Annotated in this window: 18 protein-coding genes; 8 read left to right on the forward strand and 10 right to left on the reverse strand. The window is 70.6% G+C overall.

Annotation, left to right across the window (positions count from 1 at the left end):
- Positions 1-15 precede the first annotated feature (15 nt).
- Positions 16-2,169: an MMPL family transporter gene (locus PZ894_RS10425; protein ID WP_275744519.1), complete on the forward strand. Its 2,154-nt coding sequence runs from the start codon at positions 16-18 to the stop codon at positions 2,167-2,169.
- Positions 2,170-2,175: 6 nt separating this feature from the next.
- Here the strand turns inward: PZ894_RS10425 and PZ894_RS10430 are convergent, their stop codons facing one another.
- A complete protein-coding gene (locus PZ894_RS10430; protein ID WP_275744521.1) occupies positions 2,176-3,156 on the reverse strand; it encodes a hypothetical protein in 981 nt (326 codons plus the stop codon).
- Positions 3,157-3,341: 185 nt separating this feature from the next.
- Here PZ894_RS10430 and PZ894_RS10435 point away from each other — a divergent pair, with 185 nt between their 5' ends.
- Positions 3,342-4,541, forward strand: coding sequence for a fibronectin type III domain-containing protein (locus PZ894_RS10435; RefSeq protein ID WP_275744522.1), 1,200 nt, complete (start codon positions 3,342-3,344; stop codon positions 4,539-4,541).
- A 107-nt stretch (positions 4,542-4,648) separates the two neighbouring features.
- Positions 4,649-7,255 carry a bifunctional FO biosynthesis protein CofGH gene (locus tag PZ894_RS10440; protein ID WP_275744523.1) on the forward strand — a complete coding sequence of 869 codons (2,607 nt, stop codon included), beginning with the start codon at positions 4,649-4,651 and terminating at the stop codon, positions 7,253-7,255.
- Here the strand turns inward: PZ894_RS10440 and PZ894_RS10445 are convergent.
- Positions 7,233-8,276, reverse strand: coding sequence for an acetate/propionate family kinase (locus tag PZ894_RS10445; RefSeq protein ID WP_275744524.1), 1,044 nt, complete (start codon positions 8,274-8,276; stop codon positions 7,233-7,235). The two genes, PZ894_RS10440 and PZ894_RS10445, sit on opposite strands and share 23 nt — an antisense overlap.
- A 15-nt stretch (positions 8,277-8,291) precedes the next feature.
- Entirely contained in the window at positions 8,292-10,637 is a 2,346-nt protein-coding gene (locus PZ894_RS10450; RefSeq protein WP_275744525.1) for a phosphoketolase family protein, read from the reverse strand.
- Positions 10,638-10,773: 136 nt separating this feature from the next.
- Here PZ894_RS10450 and PZ894_RS10455 point away from each other — a divergent pair, with 136 nt between their 5' ends.
- Positions 10,774-11,232 (forward strand): DUF5709 domain-containing protein, encoded by a 459-nt coding sequence (locus PZ894_RS10455; RefSeq protein ID WP_275744527.1) that lies wholly within the window; start codon positions 10,774-10,776, stop codon positions 11,230-11,232.
- A 54-nt stretch (positions 11,233-11,286) separates the two neighbouring features.
- Positions 11,287-11,430 carry a GPGG-motif small membrane protein gene (locus PZ894_RS10460; protein WP_275744529.1) on the forward strand — a complete coding sequence of 48 codons (144 nt, stop codon included), beginning with the start codon at positions 11,287-11,289 and terminating at the stop codon, positions 11,428-11,430.
- A gap of 5 nt (positions 11,431-11,435) precedes the next feature.
- Here the strand turns inward: PZ894_RS10460 and PZ894_RS10465 are convergent, their stop codons facing one another.
- Positions 11,436-12,053: a UdgX family uracil-DNA binding protein gene (locus PZ894_RS10465; protein WP_275744531.1), complete on the reverse strand. Its 618-nt coding sequence runs from the start codon at positions 12,051-12,053 to the stop codon at positions 11,436-11,438.
- A 127-nt stretch (positions 12,054-12,180) separates the two neighbouring features.
- Between PZ894_RS10465 and PZ894_RS10470 the strand changes: the two genes are divergently transcribed.
- Together PZ894_RS10470 and PZ894_RS10475 are read left to right on the forward strand one after the other, a co-directional pair.
- On the forward strand, positions 12,181-12,516 hold the full coding sequence (locus tag PZ894_RS10470; RefSeq protein WP_275744533.1) for a DUF3140 domain-containing protein: 336 nt from the start codon (positions 12,181-12,183) through the stop codon (positions 12,514-12,516).
- Positions 12,517-12,684: 168 nt separating this feature from the next.
- Positions 12,685-13,551 (forward strand): TIGR03619 family F420-dependent LLM class oxidoreductase, encoded by an 867-nt coding sequence (locus PZ894_RS10475; RefSeq protein WP_275744535.1) that lies wholly within the window; start codon positions 12,685-12,687, stop codon positions 13,549-13,551.
- Positions 13,552-13,587: 36 nt separating this feature from the next.
- Here PZ894_RS10475 and PZ894_RS10480 read toward each other — a convergent pair whose 3' ends face one another.
- Positions 13,588-14,910 (reverse strand): ISL3 family transposase, encoded by a 1,323-nt coding sequence (locus tag PZ894_RS10480; protein ID WP_275744537.1) that lies wholly within the window; start codon positions 14,908-14,910, stop codon positions 13,588-13,590.
- Positions 14,911-15,441: 531 nt separating this feature from the next.
- Between PZ894_RS10480 and PZ894_RS10485 the strand changes: the two genes are divergently transcribed.
- Positions 15,442-16,188, forward strand: coding sequence for a hypothetical protein (locus PZ894_RS10485; protein WP_275744539.1), 747 nt, complete (start codon positions 15,442-15,444; stop codon positions 16,186-16,188).
- Positions 16,189-16,615: 427 nt separating this feature from the next.
- Here the strand turns inward: PZ894_RS10485 and PZ894_RS10490 are convergent, their stop codons facing one another.
- The 5 genes from PZ894_RS10490 to PZ894_RS10510 form a co-directional block, all read right to left on the reverse strand.
- Complete coding sequence (locus tag PZ894_RS10490; protein ID WP_275744541.1) at positions 16,616-16,984, reverse strand: hypothetical protein; 369 nt, start codon at positions 16,982-16,984, stop codon at positions 16,616-16,618.
- 237 nt (positions 16,985-17,221) lie between these two features.
- Positions 17,222-18,799 (reverse strand): glutamine-hydrolyzing GMP synthase, encoded by a 1,578-nt coding sequence (guaA, locus tag PZ894_RS10495; protein WP_275744543.1) that lies wholly within the window; start codon positions 18,797-18,799, stop codon positions 17,222-17,224.
- A 363-nt stretch (positions 18,800-19,162) separates the two neighbouring features.
- Positions 19,163-20,896, reverse strand: a complete 1,734-nt coding sequence (locus PZ894_RS10500; RefSeq protein WP_275744545.1) for a GMC family oxidoreductase — start codon at positions 20,894-20,896, stop codon at positions 19,163-19,165.
- Positions 20,893-22,515 carry a succinic semialdehyde dehydrogenase gene (locus PZ894_RS10505; RefSeq protein ID WP_275744546.1) on the reverse strand — a complete coding sequence of 541 codons (1,623 nt, stop codon included), beginning with the start codon at positions 22,513-22,515 and terminating at the stop codon, positions 20,893-20,895. The genes PZ894_RS10500 and PZ894_RS10505 overlap by 4 nt, the downstream gene beginning before the upstream one ends.
- A gap of 104 nt (positions 22,516-22,619) precedes the next feature.
- Complete coding sequence (locus tag PZ894_RS10510; RefSeq protein ID WP_275744547.1) at positions 22,620-24,059, reverse strand: aldehyde dehydrogenase; 1,440 nt, start codon at positions 24,057-24,059, stop codon at positions 22,620-22,622.
- Between the last annotated feature and the right edge of the window lie 6 nt (positions 24,060-24,065).

A 24,065-nucleotide genomic window follows, 5' to 3' on the forward strand; every position in this document is an offset into this window, starting at 1 on the left:
TGAGAGGGTCTCTCCATGCACCGTCAGATCGCCGGCAGCCTCACCGGCCGCGTCACCAAGTGGATCGTGCTCGTCGCCGTGCTCGTGGTCGCCGGGATCATGGGCTCGTTCGCGGGCAAGCTCACCGACGTCCAGGAGAACGACGCGGAGTCCTGGCTGCCCGCCAGCGCCGAGTCGACCAAGGCGATGGACGAGCTCGAGTCGTTCGTCGATCCCTACGACGTCGGCACCACGATCGTCTACTACAAGGCGTCCGGCCTCACCGACGACGACCTCGCCGCGATCGAGGAGCAGGCCGCCGAGCTCGACGAGATCGACGGCGTGACCGACGTCGTCAGCCCGCAGCGCGCCACCGCGGCCGGGGTGCCGGCGCCGTTCGTCTCCGACGACGGCCAGATCGCGAAGATGGAGTTCACGGTCAACTACGGCGACGCGCTCTGGGAGGAGCTGCCCGGCGTCGCCGACGACATCCGGGACCTCACCGCCATCGACGGCGTCGAGGTCTACCTGGCCGGCGCCGGCGGCACGACCGCGGACCAGTCGAGCGTGTTCTCCGGCTTCGACGGCAAGCTGCTGATGATCACCCTGGCGGCGGTCATCCTCATCCTGCTCGTGAGCTACCGCAGCCCCATCCTCTGGGCGCTGCCGATCTTCAGCGCGGTCGTCGGCCTCGGCATCACCATGGGCCTGCTCTACCTGCTCGCGAAGCACACGCCGCTGACGATCAACGGCCAGACGCAGTTCATCCTCACCGTGCTCGTGATCGGCGCCGGCACCGACTACGCGCTGCTGCTCATCGCCCGCTACCGCGAGGAGCTGCGCCGTCACGAGGACCGACACGAGGCGATGGCCTTCGCGCTCCACCGTGCGGCGCCGGCGATCCTGGCGAGCGCCTCGACCGTGGTGATCGGCCTGCTGTGCCTGATGTTCGCCGAGCTCAACTCCACCGCGGGCCTGGGCCCGGCCAACGCCATCGGCGTCGCGGTCACCTACGTCGTGATGGTGACGCTGCTGCCCGCCCTGCTCGTGATCTGCGGGCGCTGGGTCTTCTGGCCGTTCATCCCGCGCTTCGGCAGCGTCGAGCCCACCAACTCGGGCTTCTGGGCTCGGGTCGGCAACCGGATCTCGGTGCGGCCCCGCGCCGTCTGGCTGGTCACGAGCGGGGCGCTGGTAGCGCTCGCGTTCGGCTCGCTGCTGCTGGACACCTCGGGCATCCCGAGCGACGAGCAGTACACCAAGGAGGTCGACTCGGTCGTCGGTCAGGAGCTGCTCGTCGAGCACGGGCTGGTCGACGCCAGCACACCGATCCAGGTCGTCGCCAACGCCGACGAGGCGGACGCCGTCATCGAGTCGATGCAGGACATCGACGGCATCGAGGTGGCTCCCGAACCCCTCGTCGAGGGCGACACGGCGCTGATCGTCGCCAACCTCGACTCCGACCCCCTCTCCGACGGAGCCGTCCAGGCGGTGCGCGACGCCCGCGACGCCGTGCACCAGGTCGAGGGGGCCGACGCGCTGGTGACGGGCTGGACCGCGGTCACGATCGACATCGAGGAGGCCTCGGCACGCGACAACAAGGTGATCATCCCGATCATGCTGGCCGCGGTGCTGCTGATCCTGATCGGCCTGCTCCGCGCCCTGCTGTCCCCGATCCTGCTGATCGGCACCGTGATCCTGTCCTTCGCCGCCGCCCTGGGCATCTCCGGCCTGATCTTCAGCCTCGTCTACGACCGGCCGCACACGGATCCGGGGTTCCCGCTGTACGCGTTCGTGTTCCTGGTCGCGCTCGGCATCGACTACAACATCTTCCTGATGACCCGGGTCCGGGAGGAGACGGCGGCACACGGGACCCGGCGAGGCTCGCTGATCGCACTCTCCTCGACCGGAGGGGTGATCACCGCGGCGGGACTCGTGCTGGCGGCCACGTTCGGCGCCCTGGCCACGATGCCGCTCACCTTCACGCTGCAGATCGGCACGACGATCGCGCTCGGGGTGCTGCTCGACACGATGATCGTCCGGTCCGTGCTGGTGACCGCGATCAACCTCGACCTGGGCGGTCGGATCTGGTGGCCGAGTGCGCTCGACCGCAAGCCGCCGGTCGCGCCGACCTACACCGCCGAGCAGGACGAGCAGGGCGAGCCGGACGAGCCGGAGGTGGTCCGCGTCTGACGTCGGTCAGGACCGGCGGGCGGTGCCCCACGCGACGCCGAGCTCGAGCATCGACCCGGCGCCGAAGTGGTCCATCGCCTCGGAGATCCGTCTCCGGCCGGTCCGCTCGGAGATGCCGAGCGCGCGCGACGCGGCCTCGAGGGTGGCGCCGCCGTTCATCAGGCTGAGCAGCGGGTCCCAGGTCGCGGTCTCGCTGCGCGCCGGCACCGCCCGCTCCCACATCCGCTCGAAGAGCCAGCTCGCCATGCCGGCGACCGCGCGGCTGCGCACCGCGATCACCGACGTCGGCCACCGCTCCCCCCAGACCAGCGGCAGGGCCACGGTCGCGTCGTCGGTGATCCAGAACCAGCCGGGCGGCTCGGCCATCAGCCTGATCTGCACGCCGCCCTCGAGCTCCTCGGTGAGCCGCTGCTGGGCGAGTGGGTGGACGGCGTCGGCGAGCCGGGCGATGACCCGTGCGCTGCGTCCCTCGCCCTGGCTGGCCTCGTGCCAGAACCGCTGCATCGCGGGGTCCGCGACGTAGAGCCGGGAGGCGTCGGGCAGCACGACGTCGGTGCGGCGGGCGGGCTCACGTGCCTGCCGCACGTGCCAGAGGTCGACGACGGCCTCGGGGCCGTGGAAGACCTCGATGTCGAGCAGCTGGTGCTCGCTGGCCCCGACGTCCCACTCCCGCGCGAGCGTGGGCAGCTGTCCCACCACCTCGGCCAGGTCGGCGAGCCGGCGCAGCATCTCCGCCCCGAGGTCACCGGCGCGGCGGCGTACGACGTCGGCGACGACCTCCTCGGGGGCCGTGTAGCTGATCTGGTCGCCGCGCAGGACGACGAAGCCGTCGGCATCGAGCCGTTCGAGGTCGCGACGCACCTCTGTCTCGTCACGCACGGCGAGCGCCGCCAGGTCCGAGACGGTGCCGGCACGTGAGCGCAGGCCCGCGCCGAGCAGCTCGAGGGAGGTGAGCTCGGACGAGCGGGAAGCGGGCTCCGAGGACACCGGGTGATGATCGCACGCCTCAGCGAACCAGCGCGGAAGGGCCTCGGCACGTCCGGTCCCGGCCATGGCAGGAACCGGACAGTCCGATTGCTGCCATGGCCTGATTCGGACACACATGCGCGTCCCCGGTGCCGACAAGATCCGTCGAACGCACCCCAATTCTGGGTACAGACGGAGGGAACACCATGAACGCATCTCGGGCTCGGAGACTCCGAGCCGGACGATTCACCGCCGGCCTGGCCGCCGCGGCGCTCGGCGCCGGCAGCATCGCCGGCCTGGCCGCCCCGGCGCAGGCCGTGCCGGGGCCGCTCCCCGCACCGGCGAACCTGTCGGCCACGCCGGACCAGTGGGATCCCACGGCCGTCGACGTCTCCTGGGAGGACGGGAAGTACGCCTGGGAGATCGATGAGCCGGTCTGGTACGAGTTGCGGGTCCGGGACGACGAGAACGAGGTCGTCGCCACCGACACGACCGGCGCCCAGAACGCCGTGGTGGACGGCCTGGAGGCGGGCGAGACGTACACCGTCGAGGTCGCGAGCATCGACGACGACGGGACGCCCACCAGCGCCTGGGCCACGGATGAGGTCACGACGCTTGCCGGCTACGTCGGCGCACCGTCGGCGATCGCGATCCAGGGCAGCCTGACGGTGGGCAGCACGCTCAGTGTCGTCGAGTCCGGCGCGTGGGAGGACGGTGCGGACGTCACCTACGAGTGGTTCGGCACGCTGCCGGATGCGCAGTCGAGCGGTCCGGTGATCGCCACCGGCAGGACCCTGCCGCTGACCGTGGCCCACCTCGACATGGCCATCTACGTCGTGGCCACCGGGACCAAGGAGGGCGTCGCGACCGTGGGCGTCGCGTCCGCTCCCAACCTGACGCAGCGGGTCACGCGCCCGGCGCCGCCGGTCATGCCGCCGGCGCCGGCCGTGCTGACCGCCTCGACCCCGAGGATCTCCGGCGACGCGAAGGTCGGCGAGACGCTGACCGCCCGGCCCGGCGACTGGACCGACGGCGCCAAGCTGACCTACCAGTGGGAGGCCGACGGCAAGTCGATCAAGGGCGCCGGCGGCCGCAGGCTCGAGCTCACCAAGGCGCACCGGGGTGAGCGGATCTCCGTCACGGTGACCGGCAGCCTGACCGGCTACGCGACCACGTCCAGGACCAGCGACGAGACCGCCAAGGTCGCCGGCAAGGGCAAGGGCCACGGCAAGGGCCACGGCAAGGGCCACGGCAAGGGCCACGGCACGGGTGCGAAGGGCGACAAGCCCGGCAAGGGCAAGGACCACAAGCCCAGCAAGGGCAAGGACCACAAGCCCAGCAAGGGCAAGAACCACCACGGTCACAAGCCCGGCAAGGGCCACAAGCCGGGCAAGGGCCGCGGCTGACCGAACCGTCGTCCTGCGCCGGCCCGTACACGGGGGTGGGCCGGCGCAGGAGTGACCGACAGGCGACCGGCCGTCCACATGGGGGGACGGCTGGTTAGCCTGTCAGGGTGAGCGAGCAGCCCACCCCCCAGCAAGTACGTCGGGCACTGGCCCGCGCGGAGCGCGGCGCGGCGCTCGACGTCGACGAGGCCACCGCGCTCCTGGCCGCGACCGGTGCGGACCTCGACCGGCTGACCACGGCCGCGGGGAAGGTCCGCGACGCCGGTCTGGTCGCGGCCGGCCGAGTGGTCGACGGGCGAGGCGTGGTGACGTACTCCCCGAAGGTCTTCATCCCCGTGACGCGGCTGTGCCGCGACCGGTGCCACTACTGCACGTTCGTCGAGACGCCCGGCCAGGCCGCGCGCGACGGGCGAGCGCCGTACCTCTCTCCCGACGAGATTCTCGAGATCGCCTCCCAGGGCGCGGCGCTGGGCTGCCTCGAGGCGCTGTTCACGCTCGGCGACCGACCCGAGGACCGGTGGCCGGAGGCCCGGGAGTGGCTCGACGAGCAGGGCTACGACTCCACGCTCGCCTACGTGCGCGCGATGGCGATCCGGGTCCTGGAGGAGACCGGGCTGCTGCCCCATCTCAACCCCGGCGTGATGTCGTGGGAGGAGCTCAACCGGCTCAAGCCGGTCGCGCCGTCGATGGGGATGATGCTGGAGACGACGTCGCGGCGGCTCTTCGAGACCAAGGGGCTGGCTCACTTCGGCTCCCCCGACAAGGACCCCGAGGTCCGGCTGCGCGTGCTCGACGACGCGGGACGCTTGTCGATCCCGTTCACGACCGGACTGCTGGTCGGCATCGGCGAGACGCTGACCGAGCGGGCCGAGACGATCTTCGCGCTGCGATCGACGCTGAAGGCGTACGGCGCGGTGCAGGAGGTCATCGTCCAGAACTTCCGCGCCAAGCCCGACACCGCGATGCGGCACACCGACGACCTGGGTCTCGACGACTACCGCGCCGCGATCGCGGTCACCCGGATCGTGCTCGGCCCCAAGGCGCGGATCCAAGCGCCGCCGAACCTCGTGGACCACGCCCAAGGATCCGAGGAGTGCCGCGCCCTCCTCGAGGCCGGCGTCGACGACTGGGGCGGGGTCTCTCCGCTGACGCCCGACCACGTGAATCCCGAGCGGCCGTGGCCCTCGCTGGAGCGGCTGCGCGCGATCACCGCCGATTGCGGCTTCGATCTGCGCCCGCGGCTGACCGTGCACCCCGAGTACGTCCGGGCGGGCGAGCCCTGGCTGGACCCGCGCGTGTCCGCGCACGTGGCCGCGCTCGCGACCGAGGACGGGCTCGCGAAGCCCGGCGTACGCCCCGTCGGCCTGCCGTGGCAGGAGCCGGACGGCGGCTTCGCGAGCGTCGGACGCACGGACCTCTTCGCCGCCGTCGACACCGAGGGGCGGACCGAGGACCGGCGGTCGGACTTCGCGAACGTCTACGGCGACTGGGACGAGGTCAAGGAAGCCGCGACCCGGGCCGGTGGTTTCGAGACAGGACTTCGTCCTTCCTCAACCACCGGAAGCACGGTGGTTGAGGAAGGCGCGCTAGCGCCTGTCCCGAAACCACCGGCGGACGCCCTGGCCGCCCTGCGCGCCGCCGAGCGCGACCCGGGCAACCTGTCCGACGAGCACGCGCTGACGCTGATGACCGCCGAGGGCGACCTGCTGCGCGAGGTCAGTCGGCTGGCCGACGACCTGCGCCGCGACACCGTGGGCGACGACGTCACCTACGTCGTCAACCGCAACATCAACTTCACCAACGTCTGCTACGTCGGCTGCCGCTTCTGCGCCTTCGCCCAGCGCCGCACCGACGCCGACGCCTACTCACTCTCGCTCGACGAGGTCGCCGACCGCGCCCAGGAGGCCTGGGACCTCGGCGCCACCGAGGTGTGCATGCAGGGCGGCATCGACCCCGAGCTCCCGGCCACGGCGTACTTCGACCTCGTCTCCGCCGTGAAGCAGCGCGTGCCGGAGATGCACGTGCACGCCTTCTCGCCGATGGAGATCGTCAACGGCACCGCCCGCACCGGCCTGTCGATCGAGGACTTCCTGATCAAGGCACGCGAGGCCGGCCTCGGCTCCCTGCCCGGCACGGCCGCCGAGATCCTGGACGACGAGGTCCGCTGGGTCCTCACCAAGGGCAAGCTCCCCACGAGGACCTGGGTCGAGATCGTCACCACGGCGCACCGCGTCGGCATCCCGACGACGTCGACGATGATGTACGGACACGTCGACCACCCCCGGCACTGGGTCGGCCACCTCCGCGTGCTCTCCCGCATCCAGGACGCGGCGTCGGAGTCCGGGACCGGAGGCTTCACCGAGTTCGTGCCGCTGCCGTTCGTCCACACCAGCGCGCCGATCTACCTCGCCGGCGTCGCCCGCCCCGGACCGACCCTGCGCGACAACCTCGCCGTGCACGCGCTGGCGCGGATCATGCTGCACGGCCGGATCCGCAACATCCAAACCTCCTGGGTCAAGCTCGGCGTCGACGGCACCCGCGCCATGCTGCAGGCCGGCGCCAACGACCTCGGCGGCACGCTCATGGAGGAGACCATCTCGCGGATGGCCGGCTCCGAGCACGGCTCCGCCAAGACCGTCGAGGAGCTCGTCGAGATCGGCGCCGGCATCGGACGGCCGGTCCGCGAGCGCACTACGACCTACCAGCTCCGCTGACCACCGCCCGGACCTCCCGCTCGATCTCGAGGTCCTCGCGGGCGGCGACGACGAGTGTCGAGGCGCCGGCACCGGAGGCAGACACGTCGGCATCGTCGGCCACCTCGTCGTTGAGCAGCTCGTCGATCGCGAGACCGAGGAAGTCCAGGCGTGCCACGGTCGCCAGGCGTACATCGGGGGCGTGCTCGCCGACTCCGCCGGTGAAGACCAGCGCGTCGACGCCACCGGTCGCCGCGGCCATGGCGCCGATCTCGCGCACCAGCCGGTGGACGTAGACCTCGATGCCTGCGGCCGCCGCGTCCGACCCGGCCTCGATCGCCGCCCGCACCTCGCGGAGGTCACCGGACGTGCCGGTGAGTCCACGCAGGCCGGACTCGTGCTCGAGAACGCGTTCGAGCTCCTCGGCCGACACGCCCCGCGACCGCATCACGTGCAGCATCAGGCCGGGGTCGATCGACCCCGACCGGGTCTGCATCACCAGGCCCTCCATCGGCGTCAGGCCCATCGTCGTGTCCACGGACCGCCCGCCGCGGACCGCGCAGAGCGAGGCCCCACCGCCGAGGTGGCAGGTGACGATCCGCAGCTCCTCGACCGGCCGACGGAGCATCTCGGCCGACGTGCGCGCGGCATAGGCGTGGGAGAGGCCGTGGAACCCGTAGCGACGCAGCCCCCAGGCCTCGCGCCACTCCCGCGGCAGGGCGTACGTCGCGGCCGCAGCCGGGATCGTCGCGTGGAACGTGGTGTCGAAGCAGGCGACCACCGGGGTGTCCGGATGCTCCGAGGTGAGGTCACGCGCGGCCTCGAGCGCCGGCGGGTTGTGGAGCGGCGCTAGCTCGGAGACCTCCGCGAGCTCCTCGAGCACCTCCCGGGTGACCAGCACGGCCGAGGTCCGCGTGCCGCCGTGCACGAAGCGGACGCCGACGGCGTCGTACGGCCCACCGTCATCGGGCACCTCGCGGCCGTCGTCGAGCAGCGAGACCTTGAGGCTGCTCGAGCCCGGGTTGACCACCAGTGTTCTCATCGGGAGGTCCGCACGTCAGCCGCCGGTCCACTCCCAGTCGCGGATCTCCGGCATGTCCTCGCCGACGGTCCGGACGTACTGCCGGTGGCGGATCAGCGCGTCCTTGAACCTCTCGCGTGCGGCGCCCGACGTGGCGTGCAGCCGCGGGACCCGGTCGATCACGTCCATCGCCAGGTGGAAGCGGTCGATCTGGTTGAGCACGGTCATGTCGAACGGCGTCGTCGTGGTGCCCTCCTCCTTGAAGCCGCGCACGTGGATGTTCTCGTGGTTGGTGCGGCGGTAGGTCAGCCGGTGGATCAGCCACGGATAGCCGTGGTAGGCGAAGATCACCGGCTTGTCGCGGGTGAAGAGCGCGTCGAAGTCGGCCTCCGAGAGGCCGTGCGAGTGCTCGGTCTCCTGCTGGAGACGCATGAGGTCCACGACGTTCACCACCCGGACCTTCAGGTCCGGCAGCTCCTCGCGCAGCAGCTGGACCGCGGCCAGCGTCTCCATCGTCGGCACGTCGCCGGCGCACGCCATCACGACGTCCGGCTCCTCCTTGCCCTCGTTGGACGCCCAGTCCCAGATGCCCACGCCCTTGGTGCAGTGGACGATCGCGTCCTCCATCGAGAGGTACTGCCGCGCCGGCTGCTTCCCGGCGACGATCACGTTGACGTAGTGCCTGCTGCGCAGGCAGTGGTCGCCCACAGACAGCAGGGTGTTGGCGTCCGGCGGGAGGTAGACCCGCACGACGGTCGCCTTCTTGTTGACGACGTGGTCGATGAAGCCCGGGTCCTGGTGCGAGAAGCCGTTGTGGTCCTGGCGCCACACGTGCGAGGTGAGGAGGTAGTTGAGCGACGCGACCGGCCGCCGCCAGGGGATCCGGCGTGTCGACTCCAGCCACTTGGCGTGCTGGTTGAACATCGAGTCGACCAGGTGGATGAAGGCCTCGTAGCAGGAGAACAGCCCGTGCCGGCCCGTCAGGAGGTAGCCCTCGAGCCAGCCCTGGCAGGTGTGCTCGGAGAGGATCTCCATGATCCGGCCGTCGGGCGCGAGGTGGTCGTCGTAAGGGAGGATCTCAGCGTTCCAGGTGCGGTCGGTGACCTCCATGACGTCCTGCAGCCGGTTGGAGCTGTTCTCGTCGGGCGCGAACATCCGGAAGGTCTCCATGTTCTGGGCCATCACGTCGCGCAGGAACCCGCCGAGCACCCGGGTCGCCTCCGCTGAGCCGGTCCCCGGCTTCTCCACGCCGACCGCGTAGTCGCGGAAGTCGGGCATCCGGAGGTCGCGGAGCAGGGCGCCGCCGTTCGTGTGAGGTGACGCGCTCATCCGCAGATCGCCCTCGGGGTGCAGGGCGGCGATGTCGGCCGCGGGGGCGCCTGCCTCGTCGAAGAGGTCCTCGGGTCTGTAGGAGAGCAGCCACTCCTCCAGCACCTTGCGGTGGGACTTGTCCGTGCGGGCGTTGGCGAACGGCACCTGGTGGGAGCGCCAGTAGCCCTCGACCTTGTGGCCGTCGACCTCCTTCGGGCCCGTCCAGCCCTTCGGCGAGCGGAGCACGATCATCGGCCACGACCGACGCGGCACCGGGCTGTTCGACGCGCGCGCCTCCCCCTGGATGTCGGCGATCTCGTCGAGCGCCTCCTCGAGCACCCCGGAGAAGTCCGCGTGCATCTGGGCGGGGTCCGAGCCGGCGACGACGTACGGCGTGTGACCGTAGCCGCGCAGCAGCGAGACGAGCTCGTCCTCGGGGATCCTGGCGAGCACGGTCGGGTTGGCGATCTTGTAGCCGTTGAGGTGCAGGATCGGCAGCACCGCCCCGTCGCGACGCGGGTCGACGAACTTGGTGCTGTGCCAGCTCGTCGCCAGCGGCCCGGTCTCCGCCTCGCCGTCACCGACCACCGCGGCGACCACGAGGTCGGGGTTGTCGAACGCCGCGCCGTACGCATGTGACAGCGCATAGCCGAGCTCACCGCCCTCGTGGATCGACCCCGGCGTCTCGGGCGCGGCGTGGCTCGGGATCCCGCCCGGGAAGGAGAACTGCGTGAAGAGCCGCCGTAGCCCGGCCTCGTCGAGCGACACGTTCGGGTAGATCTCCGAGTACGTGCCCTCGAGGTAGGACGCGGCGACCACGCCGGGCCCGCCGTGACCGGGACCGGTGACGAAGATCATCGACTGGTCGCGCCGCATGATGGCCCGGTTGAGATGGGCGTGGACGAAGGTCAGGCCGGGCGTCGTGCCCCAGTGGCCGAGCAGGCGCGGCTTGACGTGCTCCTCCCGGAGCGGCTCGCGCAGCAGGGGGTTGCCCATCAGGTAGATCTGCCCGACGGAGAGGTAGTTGGCGGCGCGCCACCACCGGTCGAGCGCGACGAAGTCGGCGTGCATGGTCCTCACGGTCCCCGCGCGAGTGGGCCGCATGCAAGGGATCGGCGGCCCCGGTGCGCGAATCTCGCCTGAATCGGGTGGGCACCGGGTCGGAGTAGCGTGGACGACCCGACCGCGCCCGGACGAAGGAGGACGCGTGACCACCAGTCACGGCGACGGAGATCAAGAGACCTACGGCGACTACAGCGTCGACGACGAGGACCAGCCGGGCAACATCGACGACCTCGGCGATGACGACGTCGACGACGAGCTGGACCGCGGCTACTCCCCACCGGAGCGCTACTCCGCCGGCCAGCGCTACGGCAACACTCCCTGGGAGGAGGAGCACCGGGAGTCGATCGACCAGCGGGTCGGGCAGGAGGAGCCCGACGTCGATCCGTACGCCGCGGCCGACGACGCCCCCTGGGAGTCGGAGAGCGTCGACGACGGAGAGGTGGGCGACGCCCGCGCCGGGCGGCTCGTCGATCCCGACCAGGGCCTCGGCGAGGACGTGGAGAAGGACCTCGTCGGCGAGGACATCGGCATCGACGACGGCGCCGCGTCGGCCGAGGAGGCCGCGGTGCACGTCGTCGAGGACTACACCGACAACGACTGAGCCCGAGCCGTTTCGGGTATCTGATCTCTGAGTCCGAGAGGGAGGTACCAACTCATGGCATTCCTGCTGTGGATCCTCGCCGTCATCCTGGTGATCGGCGGCATCGTCCAGCTGTTCCGGGGCCAGATCCTGTTCGGCGTCCTGCTGATCATCGTCGGGTTCCTGGTGGGACCGGGAGGCGTGAGCGTCTTCACGTAGATGACTCATCCAGCCCGCGCACGCCGGGCCGCGATCCGCAGGTCGGCGACGAGATCGTCGTACGCCGACCTGCGGTCGTCGGCCCGCAGCACCGCGGACGGGTGGGTCGTCGCCAGCACCCAGTCGGGCGGCCGCTCCACCAGGAACGCCTCGGGCCACTCCCGCAGCTTGCCCCGCGCCTCCCCGACCTTGAACGACGCGCCGTAGACAGCCTTCCCCGCCGTGCCGCCGAGGATCACGACGCCGCTCGGCCGCACCAGCCGCAGCTCCGCGTCCAGCCACGGGCCGCAGGCGGCGACGTGCGCGCGGCTCGGCGACTGGTGGATCCGCCGCTTGCCGCGGGTGCCCGACCACCGGAAGTGCTTGACCACGTTGGTCCGGAAGACGTCCGACGGGTCGATGCCGACGTCGGCGAGCGCGTCGTCCAGCATCTTGCCGGCCGGGCCGACGAACGGCTCGCCCCGCTGGTCCTCGACGTCGCCCGGCCGCTCGCCGAGCAGCATCAGCGCCGCGTCGCGGCGGCCGTCGCCCATCACCCCCTGCGTCGCGTCGCGGTAGAGCTCGCATCCGCGGCAGTCCTGCACCGCCTCGCGGAGGCCCTTCACGCTCAACCGCTCCGGCACCCAACGGTCCCTCTCGGACGCTCCTCGCTCATGCCGACGAGGTACCCGCCGCAGGCCTGCGTTGCACGCCGGGGCAAGCGGGTACGGGGCCGGCGACCCCGACATTCGCGCGAGCCGAGGAGGACAGATGGCCGACAGCATCGTCGACGACCGACTCTGGGAGGACTTCCACCGCGTCGTGAACATGACGTCCGCGGACCTGCGCGCGTGGCTGGCCGTCCAGGGGGCCGGCGAGGAGACCGAGGAGTTCCCCGACCAGGCGGGCTCCCACCTGGGCCATCGGGTCCTGCAGATCCTCGGCAAGCGACGCGGAGACGTCACGCCCGACGACGTCGTCGTCATGGAGCAGGTCGTCGAGCGGGTGACCGACCAGCGGCGGGCAGACCTCGAACCCACCGCCGGTGAGGCGGCGTGGCGGCGCCGGTTGATGAACGTCGGGCACGATCCGCTCAAGTCCGTCTGAGGCTTCCCTGCCGACCTTCAGGGCGGCGAGACCGGCTCGCTGCGTGAGGGCCGGTGCCGCCGCCACCGAGCAGGTACCCCCGGCAGGCACCGCCACCCCCACCCCTCGGGGTGAGAGCCGGCGGGCGCTCGGATAGAACACGTTCTTGTGTCGCACTAGGCTGCGCGCGTGCGCTTCGCGATCAGCACCGCCTTCCAGCCGGTCGACCATCTCGCCCCGCTGGCCCGGGCGGCCGACCGGCTCGGGTACCACTCGATGGCCGTCCCCGACCACGTGGTCGACCTCGAGGAGCTGGCGACGCCGTACCCCTACACGGCCGACGGCTTGCGCCGCTGGGAGCACGACGCCGCCTGGCCGGACCCGTGGGTGCTGATCGGGTCGCTCGCGGCGGTGACGACGAGGCTGCGCTTCTTCACCTCGGTCTACGTGCCCGCGATCCGCAGCCCGTTCCAGGTCGCGAAGAGCGTGGGCACCGCCGCCGTGCTCTCGGGCAACCGGGTGAGTCTCGGCGTCGGTGTCGGGTGGTGCCGCGAGGAGTTCGAGCTCATGGGCCAGGACTTCGGGAGCCGCGGCCGCCGCACCGACGAGGCCCTCGCCCTGCTGGCCGAGCTGTGGAGCCCGGGCTGGACCGAGTTCGAGGGCGAGTTCCACAGCGCTCCGCGGCTGGTGATGGAGCCCACGCCGACCGAGCCGATCCCGATCATCGTCGGCGGACTCTCCGACGTCGCGATCCGCCGGGCCGCACGCCACGACGGCTGGGTCGGCGACCTCTACTCGACCGAGGAGGCGGGCGCGATCGCGGGCCGGCTCGCGGCTGCTCGCGCCGAGATCGGCGTCTCGGGCGACTTCGCGGTGATCACGGCGCTGAGCGACGCCTTCCTCCCCGAGCACTTCGAGCGCGCGGGGACGCTCGGCGTCACCGACTGCTGGACGATGCCGTGGGCCTACTACCACGGCCTGGACGCCACGCTGGAGCAGAAGCTCGACGCGATGGAGCGCTTCGCCGCTGACGTGCTCGCACCCCTGCGCGGCTAGTGCCGCGTGGCGCAAGTATCTAGAGGGTTTGGGGGCTCATCCCAATCGAGGGTGTAGTTGCGGTCTAAAGCCTCCGGTCTCGAGCAGGGATCTGGCGATGTAGTTGGTGAGGTTGCGGAACCCGAGTGCGGAGCCACGCAGATGTTCGAGTCGGCCGTTGATCGCCTCGGTGGGCCCGTTGGATGTGCCGGGGCGGTCGAAGTAGGCCAGCACGTCCTCGGCGCGCTTCTTCAGCGTCCGGCCGAGCTTGGTAATCTCGACCAGCACCTTGGGCACACCGGTGCCGATGTCTGCGATGAGCTTGACCATCAGCTCGCGACCACGGCGGCGGTCCTCGTGCCGGTAGGCGGCGATCATCCGCTGGTAGATGCCCCAGGTGGCCTTGACCTCGACATGCCGGTCGTCGGCGAACAGTGCGTTGAGCCGGTCGATCTGCTTGTCGGTGAGCAGGTCGGTGCCGGTCGACAGGGTGCGACGGGACGCGTAGAGCGGGTCTCCCTTCATGCCTCGGTGGCCGTGGATGGCCTGCTGGACCCGGCGACGACATTCATCGAGTGCCTCACCGGCCAGGCGGGTGACGTGGAAGGGATCCATCACCGTGGTCACGTCGGGAAACTCCTCGACCGCGGCGGTCTTGAAGCCGGTGAACCCGTCCATCGCGACCACCTCGACCCGGTCGCGCCACCCGCCGTCGCGGTCGGCGAGCCAGGTCTTGAACGCCTGCTTGGAGCGTCCCTCGACCACGTCGAGCAGCCGCGCGGGGCCGGTGCCGTCCCGGACCGGGGTGAGGTCGATGACCACCGTGACGTACTTGTCGCCACGGCAGGTGTGGCGCCATACGTGCTCATCGACCCCGATGACCTTCACCCCGTCGAACCGGGCGGCGTCATCGATCCGGACCCGCTTGCCCTCGGCCAGGACCGCGTCGTTGGCGGTGTTCCACGCGACCCCGAGGCCCTCAGCGACCCGGGCGACGGTGAGGTGCTGCACGACGATGCCTTCCAGTGCCCACCGCAGTCCGCGACGCGAGAGCTTGGCCCGCGGCTCGGTCGCAGCGGTCGTGTCCTGACGCCATACATGGGCGCAGTCGGCGCACCGGTAGCGGCGCACGACGACCTCGAGCATGGTCGGACGCCAGCCCTGTGGTTCGTGCGCCAGCCGACGGATCACGCTGTCGCGCGGCCTCCCCTCGGCCCCGCACTGGTGACACCACTGGTCGGGCTCGAGAACCCGGCAGGCCAGCACGGCGCGATCGGACTCGATGCGCTGGCCGGTGACGACGAGACCGAGCTCGTCGAGGCCGCAGAACGCGGACAGATCAGGGCAGGCGAAGCCCGCGGGCGGGGTAGCGTCAGGCACGTCGAGGTTTTCCAGATGGAGCGTGTAGGAGCCTTCATCCTCGGGAGACCTCGACGTCTATCCCGGGACCGACGCGCCGGCCGCCTACGCGACCCGCGCTACACCCTCAACTGCGAAGAGCCGGTTTGGGTCCCCGGCCTCAAGGGGTGACCGCGAGGAATTGGAGCGGTGGACGCGTGCCTCGACGGTGACGGCCGCTGCTGCGAAGCGGGCGAGGATCGTGCTGTTGGCCGCGGACTGCGTGGCGAACACGCGGATCGGGGAGCTGACCGACTCGACGGTAACCACCGTGTTGAATTGGCGTGGCCGCTACCGCTCAATGGCGTTGGTCGAGCAGCCGGAAGTTCATACCGCCACCCCGGATGGCGTCTCGAATGAACTGCCACCCGATCGTGCAGCAGACCCGTTTTGAAGACAAGCCGCCCGTGAGTGTGCTCAAATTCGTCAACAATTCTCGGTCTGTCGGTTTCTCGGGCTTGTTCTCATGCTCGCTGCCGGTCCACGAGACCCCAGCAGAGGAAGGGAGAACAGATGAGAAGGCGTAGATCAGGTTCGCTCGCTGCGGCCGCCGCGATCACTGCGATCGTCGGTGGGAGCGTTCTTGGCGTGTCGAGCGTGTCGAACGCCGACGAGGCGACTTCGGAGTTCGACCAGGTGGTCGCCGAGGTCGCGGTCGTCAGCGATCACTCTACACTCGTCCTGACATTCGAGTCGGACGAGCCGGCCCATGAAGTGATAGACGACCTTGAGGCCGCAGGATTCGATTGGGCCGAGGCCGACATTGTCGGCGACGACCTGATCCTCGATTCATCGGAGGACTCGGCGTCTTCGTCCTCGGCCGCGAGTTTGCCCACCGCGAGCAAGATGGTGCAACTGACCGAGCCTCCCCCGGCGGGCAGTCCGCCCTCGCCGGTGTATTGCAACGAGGACTGGACTTCCGGCAACCCTGCTGGGGACGGGGTCTTCGGCACCCAGCGGCCGTGCGACCGACCCGGCGCGGCGTGGTACTTCAAGGTCGGGACGGCGACCCGTAGCATCGCGGTCGGCAACGTCAGCGAGCGCGGGCTCGACTGGTGGCGCGATGGCCTCAAGAAGACGCGTCAAGGTTACCACCCGAGCGTCCCAGTTTCCTACATCTTCCACGGGTCATTCCCCGGAGCTGCACAGTCGAGCATCAGTTTCAACGACGTCATCACCGGCCGGCATGACGTCGCGGGTGGTGGAAACTTCACGGTTCGATACAACGGCTACTTGGCGTACAAGGGAAGGCGTCGCTAAGCCTGCAGTGGACGGAGCAATGACATCGACATCCAGACTGCGCTCTCGGAGGTCGCCCTGCCCGCACTGAGTCAAGTCGTGCGCGAGGGCGAACTCCAACGCTTGAGCATTGAGATCGTTGACGACCCCGGTCCGGGGTGCATCGACATCCAGGTGCGACTAGTGGGAGAGGTGATGCACGATCTCCTAGTCGACGCCCGCGTTCAACCGCCACCCTCTGTGGAGGAATTCCGCGACAGGTTTGTCTCGAACCTGGTCGATTTCATTGCGGAGAGCAGATTCGGGTGGGGCCAGAATCGCACCCCGTGAAGAGCGTCCAATCCGGCCGCCGTCGTCCAATCGGGCGACGGCGGCCGGATCCGTTCCGTTGGCTGGCACACCGAGGTCGCACAGAGAGCTAGGAGGCCAGTTCCTTGGCAGGCGAGGCTCAGCCGAGACCGAGGTCCATATTCCAGTCAGTATTCGCAAGGTCCTCGTCGGAGTTCGTCGGACCATCGCGGTGACCAATCACAAGTTTGTAGAAGTCGGAGTCGACGCTTTCGACGGCGAACTCAAAGGCACACGTGTAGGAGTGAGTGCTGGTGTAGTCCGCCGGGCCGGGCCTACCTTCACTCAGGTTTCCAATGCCCAAGGTATTGCCGCTGGAATCGACCACCTGAACCTGAGCGCCGCCCTCGATGTCAGAGTAGCCATCCTGTCCACGGCAGGCCGATTCCGATGTGTCGAAGCCGGAGTAGCTGTCGCGGCGGACGAGGCTCCCCTGAACGTCGTGGCTACCGCCCTCAGGACCATCCAACCGCCGCCGACGACGAGCACGACAACGACTCCCGCGAAGATCAGCACGTACTTGGTGGGCACGCCAAACCGTGCCGCTACTGCTCCAAGTACGTCCGAAGCCAATCCGGCCCTGTCGCCCATGCGAGTTCCGCTCATGCGCTACTTATCGGCCAGCCGAACCTCAATGGTTAGGGTCAGGATCACATCTTCGATCAGTACAGGTCGGCGGATGTTTCCGCAGGTCAAACCGCCTGACTCACTCCCACTCGATGGTGCCCGGCGGCTTCGAGGTAATGTCGACGGCGACCCGGTTGACCTCGCGCACCTCGTTGGTGATGCGCGTCGAGATCCGCTCGAGGACGTCGTAGGGCAGCCGCGCCCAGTCGGCGGTCATCGCGTCCTCGGAGGTGACCGGCCGCAGCACGACCGGGTGGCCGTACGTGCGGTGGTCGCCCTGGACCCCGACGCTGCGGACGTCGGCGAGCAGCACGACCGGGAACTGCCAGATGTCGCGGTCGAGGCCGGCGCGGGTCAGCTCCTCGCGCGCGATGGCGTCGGCCTCCCGGAGGACGTCGAGGCGCTCGCGGGTGACCTCGCCGACGATCCGGATGCCCAGGCCGGGGCCGGGGAAGGGGTGTCGCCAGACGATCTCGGCGGGCAGGCCGAGCTGCTCGCCCACGAGACGCACCTCGTCCTTGAAGAGCGTGCGCAGCGGCTCGACGAGCTCGAACTCGAGGTCGTCGGGCAGGCCGCCGACGTTGTGGTGGGACTTGATGTTGGAGGTGCCCGCTCCCCCGCCGGACTCGACGACGTCGGGGTAGAGCGTGCCCTGCACCAGGAACGCGACCTTCTCGCCCTCGGCGGCACTCGGGCCGAGCACCTCGGCCTCGGCCGCCTCGAAGACGCGGATGAACTCGCGCCCGATGATCTTGCGCTTCTCCTCGGGGTCGCTGACCCCCGCGAGGGCGTCGAGGAACTGCTTCTCCGCATCGACCACGCGCAGGTCCGCGCCGGTCGAGGCCACGAAGTCGCGCTCGATCTGCTCGGTCTCCCCCTTGCGCATCAGCCCGTGGTCGACGTAGACGCAGGTCAGGCGGTCGCCGATCGCCCGCTGGACGAGAGCCGCGGCGACGGCGGAGTCGACCCCGCCGGACAGCGCACAGATCGCCTGGCCGCGCTCGCCGATCTGCTCACGGATCCGGTCGACCTGCTCGTCGACGATGTTGACCATCGTCCAGGTCTGCCGGCAGTGGGCGATGTGCACGAGGAAGTGCTCGAGGACCTTCTGGCCGTGCTCGGTGTGCAGCACCTCCGGGTGCCACTGCACCCCGGCCAGGCCACGGTCGACGTCCTCGAACGCCGCGACCGGTGTGGTCGCGGTGGACGCGAGCACGTCGAATCCCGCCGGCGCGGCGGTCACCGAGTCGCCGTGGGACATCCAGACGGTGTGCTGGGCGGGCAGTTCGGCGAGCAGGGTGCCGCCCCGGCCCACCGTGACCGCGGTGCGGCCGTACTCGCGGGCGCCGGAGTGGGCGACCTCGCCGCCGAGGCCCTGCGCCATCAGCTGGAAGCCGTAGCACATCCCGAAGACGGGGGTGCCGGCCGTGAACAGGGCCGCGTCGATCCCGGGCGCACCCTCGGCGTACACCGACGACGGACCACCCGAGAGGATGATCGCCTTGGGCCCGCGGGCGAGCATGTCGGCCACCGGCATCGTGTGGGGCACGATCTCGGAGTAGATCCGCGCCTCGCGCACGCGGCGGGCGATCAGCTGGGCGTACTGCGCGCCGAAGTCGACCACCAGGACCAGATCGTGCTCCGGCGTCTGCGTCATGCGCGCAGCCTATCGAGGCCCGAGGGTGAGGTCGGAACTCGCCGGTGTCTCGACCCACGGCCGTCCTCCGCGGTCGCTTCGCTCCGGCGAACGAGCCCTGCTCCCCCCTGTCGCCGATGCCGGGCGCGCGCTCCGCGCGCGCCCGGCTGGCGAAAGCATCAGGGCCCGGCCGGGGAGGGAGGGATGGCCGGGCCCTGACCGTCCACGCAACTGCCGGACAGCGCCTGGACATGGGACCCGGCCGGTGGGAGGGAGCGTGTGACCGGGTCCGCTGGCTCAACGAGAGGTCAAGACCCGGGTCACGGGCAATTCGGTCTTTTCTCGTCGGCGCGACGGGCGGTCGTCACGCCGCGACGAACGGGGTCAGCTCACGCCCACGACCGGCAGTCGCAGCGCCCCCGGGGCCTCGTCGGGCACCACCGGTGCGACCGGTCGCACCGCGGCGATCCGACGGTACGCCGTGCCGAGCGCCGGGCGGGCGTCGGCCTCGCCCTTGTTGGGCCAGAACGCCATCGCGCGCTCCGCCTGCGCGGTGATCGTCAGCGACGGGTTGACCCCGAGGTTTGCGGTCACCGCAGAGCCGTCGGCGACGTGCAGTCCGGGATGGCCGTAGACGCGCTGGTAGGGATCGACCACGCCGGTCTCCGGCGAGTCGCCGATCGCGCAGCCGCCGATGAAGTGGGCGGTCAGCGGCTTGTTGAACGCATCGCCCACGGCGCTGCCGGGGAAGCCGTCCATGATCGACGCCATGGTGCGGATCGCCTCGTTGCCGGCGGGGATCCACGTGGGGTTGGGCACGCCGTGGCCCTGCTTCGACGTCAGGTAGCGCCGGCGGGTGCCGGGGATCCGCTTCGTGTACGTCGTGATCGAGTTGTCGAGGCTCTGCATCACCAGCGCGATCACGGTGCGCTCCGACCAGTGCGACATGTCGTAGAGGTTGGTGATCTCCCTGCGCTGCCGCCACATCTCCCGCAGCCAGGTGCGCCAGCGCGGCTCGTCGCCGTCGCCGTCGGTGAGCACCGACTGCAGCAGGGACATCAGGTTGCTGCCGGGGCCGTAGCGCACCGGCTCGATGTGGGTGTCGTCGTCCGGGTGGAAGCTCGACGTGATCGCGATGCCCTGGGAGTAGTCGACGCTGGTGTCGGGCGCGATCACGCCGCCGATCGACTCGGAGTTGGTGCGGGAGAGGTGACCCAGCCGGTCAGAGAGCCGGGGCAGGTGGCCCTCGTCGCGCATCCGGTGCAGCAGCCGCTGGGTGCCGAGCGCGCTCGCCGCGAACACGACCTGCTCGGCGGTCAGCACCCGCCGGGAGCCGCGCCGGGGCAGCTTGGCCTTCGTGTGGCGGACGTGCACGTCGTACCCGCCGCCCTTGCGGGGCCGGACCCGGGTCACGGTCGTCAGCGGGAGGACCTTCGCGCCGCTCCGCTCGGCGAGGTGGAGGTAGTTCTTGACCAGCGTGTTCTTGGCGTTGTGCCGGCACCCGGTCATGCAGGAGCCGCAGGCGATGCAGGTCTTGCGCGCCGGACCGGCCCCGCCGAAGAACGGGTCGTCGATCTCCTGCCCCATGCCGGCGCCCTGCTCGCCGAAGAACACGCCGACGGGGGCCGGGTGGAAGGTGTCCCGCACCCCCATCTCGGTGGCGACCTTCTCCATCACGTCGTCGGACGGGGTGCGCAGCGGGTTCTCGACCACGCCGAGCATCCTCTTCGCCTGGTCGTAGAAGGGCGCGAGCTCGTCGCGCCAGTCGGTGATGTGACTCCACTGCGGGTCGTCGTAGAACGGCGACAGCGGCTCGTAGAGGGTGTTGGCGTAGACGAGTGAGCCGCCGCCGACCCCGGCGCCGGAGACGATCAGGCAGTCGCGCAGCGCGTCGATGCGCTGGATGCCGTAGCACCCGACCTCGGGCCGGAAGAGGTACCTCGTGACCTCGAACGACGTCTCCGGCAGGTCGTCGTCCTCGAAGCGCGCGCCGGCCTCGAGGACACCGACCCGGTAGCCCTTCTCGGTGAGCCGGAGCGCCGCCACGGAGCCGCCGAAGCCGGAGCCGACGACGAGGACGTCGAAGTCGTACGTCGTACCGCTCGACGCGGTGCTCACGCGCGTCCCAGTCGCTTCATCAGGCGCAGGTTGGCGTTCATCACCTTCGCGTAGGTCTCGTCGGACATGCCGAGCTGCGGCCCGAACCGGACCAGCCGCTGGGTGGCGACCGACTGGGTCTCGGTGTAGCGCAGCACGCCCTCGGCGCCCTGGCGGCGGCCCAGGCCACTCTCGCGCATGCCGCCCATCGGGGCGTCCAGGCTGGCGAAGGTCGCGGCGAAGGCCTCGTTGACGTTGACGGTGCCGCACCGGAGGTGCCGCGCGATGAGGCGGGCGCGGGCGCGGTCCTCGCTGAAGACCGAGGCGTTGAGGCCGTACTCGCCGCTGTTGGCGCGGGCGACCGCGTCGGCCTCGTCGTGGAACCGGTAGAGCGACACGACCGGCCCGAAGGTCTCCTGGCCGAAGCAGGCCATCTCGGGGCTGACGCCTTCGAGGACGGTCGGCTCGAAGAAGTACGGCCCGAGGTCGGGCCGGGCGTTGCCGCCCGTCAGTACGCGGGCGCCCTTGGCGACGGCGTCCTCGACGTGCGCGGTCACCGTGTCGAGCTGCGCCTGCGAGATCAACGGACCCATGTCGTTGCCCCACGCGAGCGTCGAGCCGAGCGTCAGCGCCTGGGCCCGGGCGACGAAGCGCTCCACGAAGCGGTCGTAGACCTGGTCGGCCACGAAGATCCGCTCCATCGAGACGCACAGCTGCCCGGAGTTGGAGAAGGACGCGCGGATCGCGCCCTCGGCCGCCTTCTCGACGTCGGCGTCGCGGAGCACGAGCAGCGGGTTCTTGCCGCCGAGCTCCAGCGAGCACCCGATCAGCCGCTCGGCGCACGCGCGCGCGATCGACCGGCCGGTCGACGTCGAGCCGGTGAAGCAGACGTAGTCGGCGCGCTCGACGATCGCCCCGCCGATCTCGGCGCCGGGGCCGGCGACGACCTGCCAGAGGTCGCCCGGGATGCCCGCCTCCTCGAGCAGCTCGGCGCCGAGCAGGGCGGACAGCATCGTCTGCGCGTCGGGCTTGGCGACCACGGCGTTGCCGGCGACGAGCGCGGCGATGCCGTCGATCAGGGCGAGGTCGAACGGGTAGTTCCAGGGCGAGATGATGCCGACCACGCCCTTGGGCACGCGGTTGACCTCGACCCGCGTCAGGCCGGGCACGACGCCGAGCTTGCGCTCGCCGGCCAGGTGTCGGTGCGCCGTACGCCCGTAGTAGCGGGCGGTGAGCGCGACGTGCAGCGGCTCGTCGAACGCGTGCTTGCGGGCCTTGCCGGTCTCCCACTGGATCAGGTCGATGATCTCATCCTGACGGTCGAGCACGAGGTCGTGCAGCCGCAGCAGCGCCCGCTGCCGCTCCTCGACCGGGATGCGCGCCCACGCGACCTGGGCCCTCCGGGCCCGCCCGAAGGCCTCGGTCACGTCGGCCATGGTCGACTGCGGGACGTGCGCGAGCGGGGCGTCGTTGAGGGGCGAGCGCACCCCCGCCGTCTGTCCGCTCGTCGCGACCAGCCGGTCTGTGAGCGCCGCGACGTACTCCGGCTCCAGCGCGTACGACGCGCGCGGGTCGTGCTCGGGGTCGTGCGGGCCGACGACCGCGGGGTCCCCGGCCGGCGTGGGGTGGTGGGGGCTCATGTGTCCCGAGGGTAGGTGACCTCCGTCGCGCTTGCTACCCCGGAGTAGCTCTGCGCGCTGGCCCGCTCGTTCCACCGGCCGCCCGATCCCCTGACAAGGCACCGCTACGGCTTGTAGATGGACTTCAGCTCCGTGTAGTGGGCGAGGCCCTCGGGGCCGAACTCGCGGCCGACGCCCGAGGACTTGTAGCCGCCGAAGGGCGCCGCGAAGTCCATCGTGTAGGTGTTGACGCCGTAGGTGCCGGTGCGGACCCGGCGGGCGACGTCGAGGCCGGCGTCGACGTCGCCGGTCCAGACGGTGCCGGCGAGTCCGTACTCGGAGTCGTTGGCGATCCGCACGGCGTCGTCGACGTCGTCGTACGCGATCACCGAGAGCACCGGACCGAAGATCTCCTCCTGGGCGATCCGCATCCGGTTGTCGACGTCGGCGAAGACGGTGGGGCGGACATACCAGCCGCACGACAGACCGTCGGGCATGCCGTTGCCGCCGACCACGACCCGGGCGCCCTCCTCCTGGCCGAGCGCGATGTACTTCTCGACCCGTTCCTGCTGGCGCTGGGCGACCATCGGACCGATCTCGGTGGCGGGGTCGAGGGGGTCGCCGACGGCCATGCCGGCGACGGTCTCGGCGAGCGCGTCGACCACGGCGGCGTAGTTGGCGCGGGAGGCGAGGATGCGGGTCTGCGCGACGCAGGCCTGCCCGGAGTTCATCAGCGCGGTGAACTTCAGGCCCTCCATGGTCGCGGCGAGGTCGGCGTCGTCGAGGACGATCGCGGCCGACTTGCCGCCGAGCTCGAGCGAGACCCGCTTGAGCTGCTCGCCGCAGATCGAGGCGATCGCGCGGCCGGCGGCGGTGGAGCCGGTGAAGGCGACCTTGTCGACGCCCGGATGGCGCACGAGGTGCTCGCCGACCTCGCGGCCGGCGGCCACGATGTTGACGACGCCGGCCGGTACGCCGGCCTCCTGCAGGAGCTCGGCCATCAGGTAGGTGTCGAGCGGGGTCTCGGGTGCCGGCTTGACCACGACGGTGCAGCCGGCCAGCAGTGCGGGCACGAGCTTGGACATGATCGTGAACTGCGGCACGTTCCACGGCGGGATCGCCGCCACCACGCCGACCGGCTCGCGGCGCACCAGCACCTCGCCCAGCGCACCGGCGCGGGTCTCCTCCCAGGGGTAGGTCCGCGCGATGCCGAGGAACGCCTCGATCTGCATCCACGGCGCCGGCGCCTGGGCCAGGTTGGAGAAGGACAGGGGCGCGCCCATCTCGGTCGAGATCACCTCGGCCATCTCACCCAGCTTCGCGGCGTACAGGTTCGAGAAGTTCTGCACGACCTCGATGCGCTGCTCCGGCGTCATCCCCGGCCACGGGCCTTCGTCGAAGGCCCGGCGCGCGGCGGCGACCGCCGCGTCGATGTCGGCCCTGCTGCCCTCGGGCACGGTCGCGACGACCTGCTCGGAGTGCGGCGAGACGACCTGGATCGTGTCCCCGGTGGCCGGCGCGGCCCAGTCGCCGTCGATGAAGAATGCGGTGCGGTCGAGCGTCATGAGGGT

It is taken from the genome of Nocardioides sp. YIM 152315, from assembly GCF_029210375.1.
Classification (GTDB): domain Bacteria; phylum Actinomycetota; class Actinomycetes; order Propionibacteriales; family Nocardioidaceae; genus Nocardioides.

Coding starts and splice junctions, on each gene's coding strand:
- PZ894_RS10425 (WP_275744519.1), top strand. CDS start 16: ATGCACCGTCAGATCGCCGGCAGCCTCACCGGCCGCGTCACCAAGTGG.
- PZ894_RS10435 (WP_275744522.1), top strand. CDS start 3,342: ATGAACGCATCTCGGGCTCGGAGACTCCGAGCCGGACGATTCACCGCC.
- PZ894_RS10445 (WP_275744524.1), bottom strand. CDS start 8,276: ATGAGAACACTGGTGGTCAACCCGGGCTCGAGCAGCCTCAAGGTCTCG.
- PZ894_RS10450 (WP_275744525.1), bottom strand. CDS start 10,637: ATGCACGCCGACTTCGTCGCGCTCGACCGGTGGTGGCGCGCCGCCAAC.
- PZ894_RS10460 (WP_275744529.1), top strand. CDS start 11,287: ATGGCATTCCTGCTGTGGATCCTCGCCGTCATCCTGGTGATCGGCGGC.
- PZ894_RS10470 (WP_275744533.1), top strand. CDS start 12,181: ATGGCCGACAGCATCGTCGACGACCGACTCTGGGAGGACTTCCACCGC.
- PZ894_RS10485 (WP_275744539.1), top strand. CDS start 15,442: ATGAGAAGGCGTAGATCAGGTTCGCTCGCTGCGGCCGCCGCGATCACT.
- guaA (WP_275744543.1), bottom strand. CDS start 18,799: ATGACGCAGACGCCGGAGCACGATCTGGTCCTGGTGGTCGACTTCGGC.
- PZ894_RS10505 (WP_275744546.1), bottom strand. CDS start 22,515: ATGAGCCCCCACCACCCCACGCCGGCCGGGGACCCCGCGGTCGTCGGC.
- PZ894_RS10510 (WP_275744547.1), bottom strand. CDS start 24,059: ATGACGCTCGACCGCACCGCATTCTTCATCGACGGCGACTGGGCCGCG.